General features: G+C 54.7%; 7 protein-coding genes. 1 reads left to right on the top strand and 6 read right to left on the bottom strand.

Going from position 1 to position 7,869, the window contains the following annotated elements; genetic code table 11:
* Positions 1–989 precede the first annotated feature (989 nt).
* The 5 genes from EDF56_RS25665 to rfbA all read right to left on the bottom strand — a co-directional run bounded on the left by EDF56_RS25665 (position 990) and on the right by rfbA (position 5,509).
* Complete coding sequence (locus tag EDF56_RS25665; RefSeq protein WP_132393003.1) at positions 990–2,087, bottom strand: DUF1972 domain-containing protein; 1,098 nt, start codon at positions 2,085–2,087, stop codon at positions 990–992.
* Between the two features lie 63 nt (positions 2,088–2,150).
* Positions 2,151–3,221 carry a dTDP-glucose 4,6-dehydratase gene (gene rfbB / locus EDF56_RS25660; RefSeq protein ID WP_132393001.1) on the bottom strand — a complete coding sequence of 357 codons (1,071 nt, stop codon included), beginning with the start codon at positions 3,219–3,221 and terminating at the stop codon, positions 2,151–2,153.
* A complete protein-coding gene (rfbD, locus tag EDF56_RS25655; protein ID WP_132392999.1) occupies positions 3,214–4,071 on the bottom strand; it encodes a dTDP-4-dehydrorhamnose reductase in 858 nt (285 codons plus the stop codon). Before rfbD ends, rfbB begins: the two co-directional genes overlap by 8 nt.
* Positions 4,068–4,613, bottom strand: coding sequence for a dTDP-4-dehydrorhamnose 3,5-epimerase (gene rfbC, locus EDF56_RS25650; RefSeq protein ID WP_132392997.1), 546 nt, complete (start codon positions 4,611–4,613; stop codon positions 4,068–4,070). Before rfbC ends, rfbD begins: the two co-directional genes overlap by 4 nt.
* Positions 4,610–5,509: a glucose-1-phosphate thymidylyltransferase RfbA gene (rfbA, locus tag EDF56_RS25645; protein WP_132392995.1), complete on the bottom strand. Its 900-nt coding sequence runs from the start codon at positions 5,507–5,509 to the stop codon at positions 4,610–4,612. Before rfbA ends, rfbC begins: the two co-directional genes overlap by 4 nt.
* Before the next feature lie 1,049 nt (positions 5,510–6,558).
* Here rfbA and EDF56_RS26190 point away from each other — a divergent pair.
* The gene (locus tag EDF56_RS26190) at positions 6,559–6,873 is read left to right on the top strand and encodes a hypothetical protein (RefSeq protein ID WP_165912407.1); all 315 of its coding nucleotides are present in this window, start codon (positions 6,559–6,561) and stop codon (positions 6,871–6,873) included.
* A 110-nt stretch (positions 6,874–6,983) separates the two neighbouring features.
* On the opposite strand, the gene EDF56_RS25640 is transcribed toward EDF56_RS26190, so the two are convergent.
* Positions 6,984–7,217, bottom strand: a complete 234-nt coding sequence (locus tag EDF56_RS25640) for a helix-turn-helix domain-containing protein (RefSeq protein ID WP_132392993.1) — start codon at positions 7,215–7,217, stop codon at positions 6,984–6,986.
* Positions 7,218–7,869 lie beyond the last annotated feature (652 nt).

Below are 7,869 nucleotides of genomic sequence, written 5' to 3'. Positions count from 1 at the left end.
GTTCCCAGCGCGCTTGAACTGTCGGTTGTTCCATACTTGCCTGAACATGCCCGCAGGCTGCGCCATCGACAACCATTTATGGGTTCACGGCCTAGAGATTCCCTGTGACCGCATTTTGTGTTTCATGATCCGAGCTGGTGAAGGGGGCAGGCCCAAGTTGAACAATGGTCGAGAGCATGCGCGATGGCAAATCCGTGCACCAGTGCACGAGGGAGGCTCTCGGACGCAAGGACGTGTTGGTCGCAAAGGGCGAACTCGATAGCTTGGCCGCGTCGATTACCCGCCTCCCAGACGAGGGAAATTTCTCTCCGATATCCATGCAAACTGAATTGCAACGCCGGCGCCGAAATTGTCGCTGTCCACCTGTGACTCGGTCACTCGGGATTGAACTTCACGTCGCGCTATGCACCGCCGGAAATCGACATGAATGGGCAAGCACTCCAGCAAGTGGGAGCGGGCATGACGCCTCCGCGAACGGCAAGATGGTAATCAGTAAACGGCGGTTTGATGGGCTGGCTACGCCGCCCATTGATGTGCGGTGACCTGTCCCTGCCCCCGGTGCCCCCTCGCCCATAACGAGAGTCTGGCGGTTGGATATTCCGGCACGCTCGCCTGAACAAGCGTCTCGGGCGTGATGCTATCGTCCTGCACGAACGTCCGACACGGCCGGCGCTCCACGCTCGTCACCAGCCAACTTCCAAACGATGTAGCTTCTATCCGGCCGGGATCAGATCGGTACAGATCGCCAAGATTCTCGGAATCCGTACCCGCCAGCATCAGCATCATCAAACTTGTCGGGAGCACCTGCAAATTACCGGGATTTTGCAGGCCTTCGGCTCGCTGCCTTGATAGGCCCAGAAAATAAGAATTTGACGAACCAACCTCTCATTTATAGAATAAATTTCAAGCCTTAATTAAAATTATCTACGCCCAGAGCGTCACCGATGATGTATTAAAATGCAATTTTGTAACTGTATTTGGCGATGAGATTACAAACTAGACTCAATTAAATTCTGATAAGATTTCAAAACTTCCGGCCATGTGAAATCCTCCTCCCAGCGACTTCGCGAGGCGGAGCGCAAGTGGTGAACTGCATTTTCTTGAACCAGGCGTTCGATCTGCCTTTCACATTCGTCTTCGTCTATAAAATAAAGCCCAGCGCCCCCGGCAACCCAGCGATTAAAAACGTTATCGTGAGCGAGCACAGCGTTACCTGCACCCAAGGCCTCAACTAAAGAGGGATTAGTTCCTCCGACCTGATGTCCATGAGCGTAAGCAAGGCTATACAATCGCAAGGCATTCAAACTTGCCTTCTCATAAATCGCACCCAAGAACACTACTTCTTCACTAGCAGCTTCAAGAACGGATTTGTGATACGCGTGATTATGTTGGTACTTCCCCAATACCACTAGCTTCACTCCCCGCGGCTTTCGCGAAAAGGCCCTAACGATCTCGAGTATCGAATTTTCGGGCTCCGGCCTAGCAATAAGGGTAAAGTATTTATCTTCAGATAGGCCGTATTCTCGCAGCTTTTCTTTATCAGCACAATCGATCCGCTCACTCCCGTACGGGATCATTTTGATCTTTCGGGTCGATGCATGGCCTGCGTGGTGCCTCGCAATTTCGGGATGATCGGCAATTAAAATATTACCCGAGGCCGCCGCCAACCTTTCGTTAAGCCAAAGATATATTTTTTGTGCGATTGAATATTTCGCCCGCTTCCATTCGATCCCATCCATATTGATGAGATTGAAGCGACCGAGAAGTCGGATGTAAGCCGACAAAAAGCCGGTATTATAGCCAAGCGTCAACAACACGCCGGGCTGAGAGACTGCATCCACGGTCGATTTGATGTCAAACTCAATCGTTCCCAAAGGCCCGCTGCTTTTAACGGGGATATGTATCCGGCGACATCCTTCCCAAGTGTCTTCGTATCGGACACCTGTATCGCTTCCCTGGCAATAGACAGTGACTTTCCAGCCATGCTGTACCATCCATGGAGCCAGCCTCTCCGCAAAACTTTCGAATCCTCCGTGGGCGGCAGGAACGCCCCGAATTCCAAGTATGATCAAATGCTTGATTGGCACAACCGGCCCCTATTTTGTCAGATAGCGCTGACTCCGTCACTAAGGAGCCAGCGAGTTTCGTTATCACCGCGTAATCGCGGCGCGCTCAAGGAGAGGCCGCCACCAATCCTCGCGAGAAAGAAACCAGTTTAAGGTCTCGGCGAAGCCCTGTTTGAAATCACGCGCAGGGATGTACCCAAGCTCATCGCGTGCCTTTGCTTCGTCGATCGCATATCGCCTATCGTGCCCTTTACGGTCAGTCACGAACGTCTTGAGTTCCTCACTCCGCCGTCCGTTCGCAGCCGGAGCATCAGGGAAACGGTCTGCAAGCGTCGCATCCGCCGCGAAGGCACTGTCGACCGCGCGGCAAATTTCATCAATTACCGTGAGGTTTGGCAGTTCTTGCCCCCCGCCAATATTGTAGACTTCACCCGCCGCACCCTTGCGAAGACATACCTCTATACCCCGGCAATGGTCCTCAACGTGCAACCAATCTCGCACATTCAAACCGTCACCATAGATGGGGAGCGGCTTGCCGTTCAATGCATTGAGCGTGAAAAGCGGGATCAGCTTTTCGGGAAATTGGAAGGGGCCGTAATTGTTCGAGCAGTTGCTCGTCGTCGTCTCTAGCCCGTAGGTATGATGATAGGCGCGCACGAGATGGTCACTCGCAGCCTTGGAGGCCGAATAGGGCGAGTTGGGCGCATAAGGTGTCGTCTCGCTGAAGGCAGAGTCGTTCGGCCCAAGCGATCCGTAAACTTCGTCGGTCGACACATGGTGGAAGCGGTGCGGCTTGCCGGTTCCGCTATCAAGCCAGGCCTTTTTTGCGGCCTTAAGCAAGCTATGCGTGCCGATAACGTTGGTCGTCACGAACGCATCAGGCCCGGTGATCGACCGGTCGACATGACTTTCGGCCGCAAAGTGGACTATCGTGTCGATCTCGTTGTCAGCGATGATCTTAGAGACCAAGTCAGTGTCGCAGATGTCGCCCTCGACGAGCAGGACGTCGTCAAGTCCGTCCAAATTGTGCTTGTTGCCTGCATAGGTGAGCAGATCTAGCACAACAATACTGTCGTGCGGTGATACCTTGTTCCAGTGATGGACAAAATTAGCACCGATGAAGCCCGCGCCGCCCGTAACGATAATGTTAGCCATTGGTCTTGATCTCGGTAATCATAGTACGAAGATTTGCCCGCCAATGCGGTGCCGGACCGCCTATCGCTGCAAATGTTGAAGTCTTGTCGAGCACGGAATAGTGCGGACGACGCGCCGCAGTTGAATAGTCCGCTGTACTGATTGGAATGACCGGCACCTCCTTATCAAGAAGCTTCGCAGCAAGGCCCTCCTCCTGGATGGCAACGGCAAAGTCGTACCAGGAACAGGCGCCCGCATCGGTATAATGATACAAGCCGGTTGCACGTTTGCCAGCCAATGACCAAAGCGCCGCCGCCAATCCCGGTGCATACGTTGGGGTGCCAATCTGGTCTGCCACCACCCGCACTTCCGGACGCTCGCTCATCAGGCGCAACATCGTACGCACAAAATTGCCGCCGCTAGGAGCATATACCCATGCGGTCCGGATAATGAGAGCATCATTGCCCGCCGCTTTTTCGCCCATGAGTTTAGTGCGGCCGTAGGCACTCAGTGGTGCAGTCGGCGCATCCGGTGCGTAAGGAACGCCTGAAAGACCATCGAACACAAAGTCTGTCGAAACGTGGACGAACCGAGCACAGACCTTGCGAGCGGCATCGGCAAGATATCCCACAGCAGTTGCATTGACCGCATGAGCGAGATCCTCCTCGCTCTCGGCCTTGTCTACGGCCGTATAAGCGGCCGCGTTGAGCACGAACTCAGGGCGAACTGCCTCGACTGCGCGATGGACGGCTACCGTATCTGTGATGTCGAGAGTGTCGATATCATGACTGACGATTTCCAGACCGGCTGGCGCCGTTGACATCAGGCTTTTGCCCAACTGCCCCTTGCCGCCCACAATCAAAACCTTCACGCGAAAGGCTCCAATTCGCTCAGCGGCAAACCAATCTCATCCTTAGCCGAAAGCTGCGGATCGATGCCATCCAGTGGCCATTCGATGCCAACTTCAGGATCATTCCACATGAGCGAGTGCTCGTGTGATGGATCATAAAAGCTTGTGCATTTGTAGAGGAAATCAGTGTTATCTTCCAAGCTCACGAAGCCGTGCGCGAAGCCAGGCGGAATCCAAAACATTCGCTTATTCTGAGCAGAAAGCTCTACACCGAACCAGCGACCGTATGTTGCAGAACCGCCCCGTAGGTCGACCGCGACGTCCCATGCGCGGCCTGCGGTCACCCGCACTAGCTTCCCTTGAGGATTTGGCTGCTGGTAGTGGAGACCGCGCAGCACGCCGCGTGCGGAGCGGCTGTGGTTATCTTGAACGAAGTCCACATCGAGGCCGAACTCGGCGAAAACATTTCGGTTCCAGCTTTCTAAAAAGAAGCCTCGATCATCACCGAACACACGCGGCTCTATGATGAACAAGCCGTCAATTTCAGTAGGGACGACCTTCACGCGCCTACTCCCTCGAGAAGGGCATCGCGATTGTGCAGCAAGTTGAGCAGATATGCGCCGTAACCGCTTTTCACCAAAGGATCTGCGATTTCCTCCAAGCGCGCGTCGTCGATGAAACCCTGACGCCAGGCAATTTCCTCGGGACAGGCAATCTTGAGGCCTTGGCGCTCCTCAATGATACGCACATAGTTGCCGGCGTCGAGAAGTGAACCATGCGTTCCCGTATCGAGCCAGGCGTAGCCGCGCCCCATAATCTCGACCGACAACTCTCCGCGTTCCAAATAGACGCGATTGAGATCCGTAATTTCAAGTTCGCCGCGCGGACTGGGCTTAAGGTCACGGGCGATGTCGACCGCTCGGCTATCATAAAAGTAGAGGCCAGTGACAGCGTAATTCGATTTCGGATATATCGGCTTTTCCTCAATCGTCTCAGCACGGCCCTTTCCGTCAAACGACACGACACCGTAGGCCTTGGGATCGCTCACATAATAGCCGAAAACTGACGCTCCGACTTCGCGGTTCCCCGCCGCTTGAAGCAGGTCTGGCAGGCCGTGGCCATAAAAGATATTATCGCCCAAAACGAGCGTAGATGGGTTACTGCCAACGAAATCCGCGCCGATGTGGTAGGCTTGAGCAAGCCCTGCGGGTTCGGGCTGAACAGCGTATTGGAGATCCACACCGAAACTCGAGCCGTCTCCGAGAAGAGCCTGGAAGGCGGCCTGGTCGTGCGGAGTGGTAATAATGAGAATTTCTCGAATTCCAGCCAACATCAAGACCGACAACGGGTAATAAATCATCGGCTTGTCGTATACAGGCATTAATTGTTTCGAGACGCCACGAGTGATCGGGTACAGACGAGTTCCAGACCCACCCGCAAGAATGATACCCTTTCTCAAACCAAAACCCCTTTTTACCTAAATTACGCTGACCGACTCGAAGGAATTATTGCAGCCACATTTGACAATATGGTTCAAACAATTTGCGAATAGGCCCTTTTCCCTCCACGCTCTCACTTACAACTGCACCCGATTGACAATAACGACCACGCAGTCCTGGCAGAACGCACCGAGATCACACAGCACCGTGCGAGCCGTAGAATTATCGTCTGACATCGCCAGCTCGTAGATCATGACCATGATGCCCGTACCCTCGATCCGCTTCATAACCCCCGGGATCGACTGCTTGGCAGAAATTGTCCGATCCAGTTTTGACGACCAGCCGGAACATTGCGACTGTCCTTGGCTTGCGGGCTACGATCTGATGGGCGAGGAATCCTTGCGCATGCGATTGACATCGACGTACCCGCAGGTGGGGTTTTGCGGGATTCCAAATAATTGGCCAGCAACTGCCTCGTATCCTTGAGCAGGCAATAGCCGCCGTAAACCTCGTGGTTCTTGGCGAAAAGAACAGCATTTGAGAGGTCAACGTAACCTAGGCCGACTACCGCGATCATCATTCAACAAACTCATGCAAATAATTTATTTTAAACGAAATTTTTTCGGGGCCAATATTTCGCGGCGTGAGCGGTGGTAGTGCGACCCTTGAGCCTGCTAAGGCGCGCCACCTATTCCGCCTGCGTAGATCGGCGTCAATGAGATTGTGCTGCAAGTGCAAATGCGGAAGATAAACCGTGGGATTTCAGCGGCCAGACCGATGCGAAGTGCGCCGAAATTGCCGGACACATCGATTCCTGAAATGAACGGTCAACGAGGAGCGAGAGCAAAAACAAGTTTGCTCTCGAGAATTCGCGAACACACGCGCCAAGCGGGGGGCGGAGCCTACCAGAGATGGAGCGAACCCATCAGCGCCCGTGCTGTCACGAAGCCCGACGGCTCCGGGCATATCGATCTCCGTCAGCAAGAACGAGTTACCCCATAATTTCTGAGGCGCTCACAGGGGATTTCGTTCATACTGAGATTTCACGGACGTGAGTTTCTGCGACACAATGGTGGAGGAATTCGTGGCAGCAAAGTCTTCGACGGCTCCCGCGCAAACCATAACGCCCGCGCTTGAACGCGCCGCGCGCGCCCTTTGTTATGTAAACGAAGAATACCCGGACGTACGCATGGGCGCAAATCCGACTTGGATGCATCACCTACCAGAGGTGCGCGCCGTCTTGGAAGCCGTCCGTGATCCATCGGGTACCATGAGCAATGCTGGCACTAATCGCCTCATCAGCGGCTGCGGACGATCTATCGACGAACAAGACCTAGAAGATGCATGGCGGGCCATGATCGATGTCGCGCTTGCTGGGGAGTAATTCACATTTCCCAGAATAATATGGATGGCATCGATTTTCCCTTTTGCCTCGCAGCATCCCAAGTGAAATCCCATCGAGTTCAGGCAGGTCCGGTAGCGCCGGCACGCGGACTAATCGGCAAACTTGCGCGTTCGCCTTATCAGCCCCCGCAAGCTGTCCATGGGCACAAGGGTCATCGATCCGATCTTCGCAATCTCGATTTGGCCGTCGGCGATAAGTTCGTAAAGCTTGGAGCGGCTGATTCCAGTGAGCCGGCATGCTTCGGGAATGCGGACCGCCAAGGGTTCAAACTGGGAGCACGTTTCAGCTCTCGTCTCGCTCGCCGGCAACTTTGGATCACTCATTCTGGGCTTCCTTCTCGAGTTCCAACAATGCGCCCATTGCAATCAACGAGCTCTTGCAGGCCTTCACCGATCTCCCAACAGGCAGGTATGGGCGTCGATCGGCTCCACGGTGACGAGGCAGGCCTGGCGCTTTCGTCCGACGATTATCCATGGGCTCGGTAGGCAGGCAAAGAGCGTCAATTGGCGTTAATCGGATATTCCCGGATATTGCGGGTTTGGCCTCCCGCCCGTGGCCCCCGCTTGTATCGCCCGAACCCACGACGGGATGAACGGAGCAGATCATCCGAAAACTATCAGAATCCATCGGAAGCGAACGGTCGTTAGGTGTCCTTTCTCAGGAACCGCCGGGCCCTCGCCGTCGCCGAACGAACGACCAACTCATTCTGCCCGAGACCTGCATGGCCGCCTGTCCTGCTTCTCAGGTTCGAGCCGCCAAGGGACAATCCTGAAGCACCGACTGCGCTCGATAATCGCGAACTTGCCCGAACCCAGACGACGGGGCGTTCAAACGTTCCTCCAGACAAGATTTTCGTGCGCCGTTGCACGGAGGATAACACCCCTGTCAAACGACGCCGGGAATTGGGCCGGGGGCGACACGTAAAACTGGGCCCCCTTTCCATGCTCAATCGGTAACGGATTCGAGCGGCGGAGT

Source organism: Novosphingobium sp. PhB165 (genome assembly GCF_004341845.1).
GTDB lineage: Bacteria > Pseudomonadota > Alphaproteobacteria > Sphingomonadales > Sphingomonadaceae > Novosphingobium.
The sequence above is the reverse complement of the archived record's forward strand: the minus strand, read 5'-3'. Positions and strand labels throughout refer to the sequence as shown.

Bases quoted from the DNA above. Each gene is read 5' to 3' on its own strand.
- EDF56_RS25640 (WP_132392993.1), bottom strand. From the start codon at position 7,217: ATGAGTGATCCAAAGTTGCCGGCGAGCGAGACGAGAGCTGAAACGTGC.
- EDF56_RS26190 (WP_165912407.1), top strand. From the start codon at position 6,559: ATGGTGGAGGAATTCGTGGCAGCAAAGTCTTCGACGGCTCCCGCGCAA.
- rfbB (WP_132393001.1), bottom strand. From the start codon at position 3,221: ATGGCTAACATTATCGTTACGGGCGGCGCGGGCTTCATCGGTGCTAAT.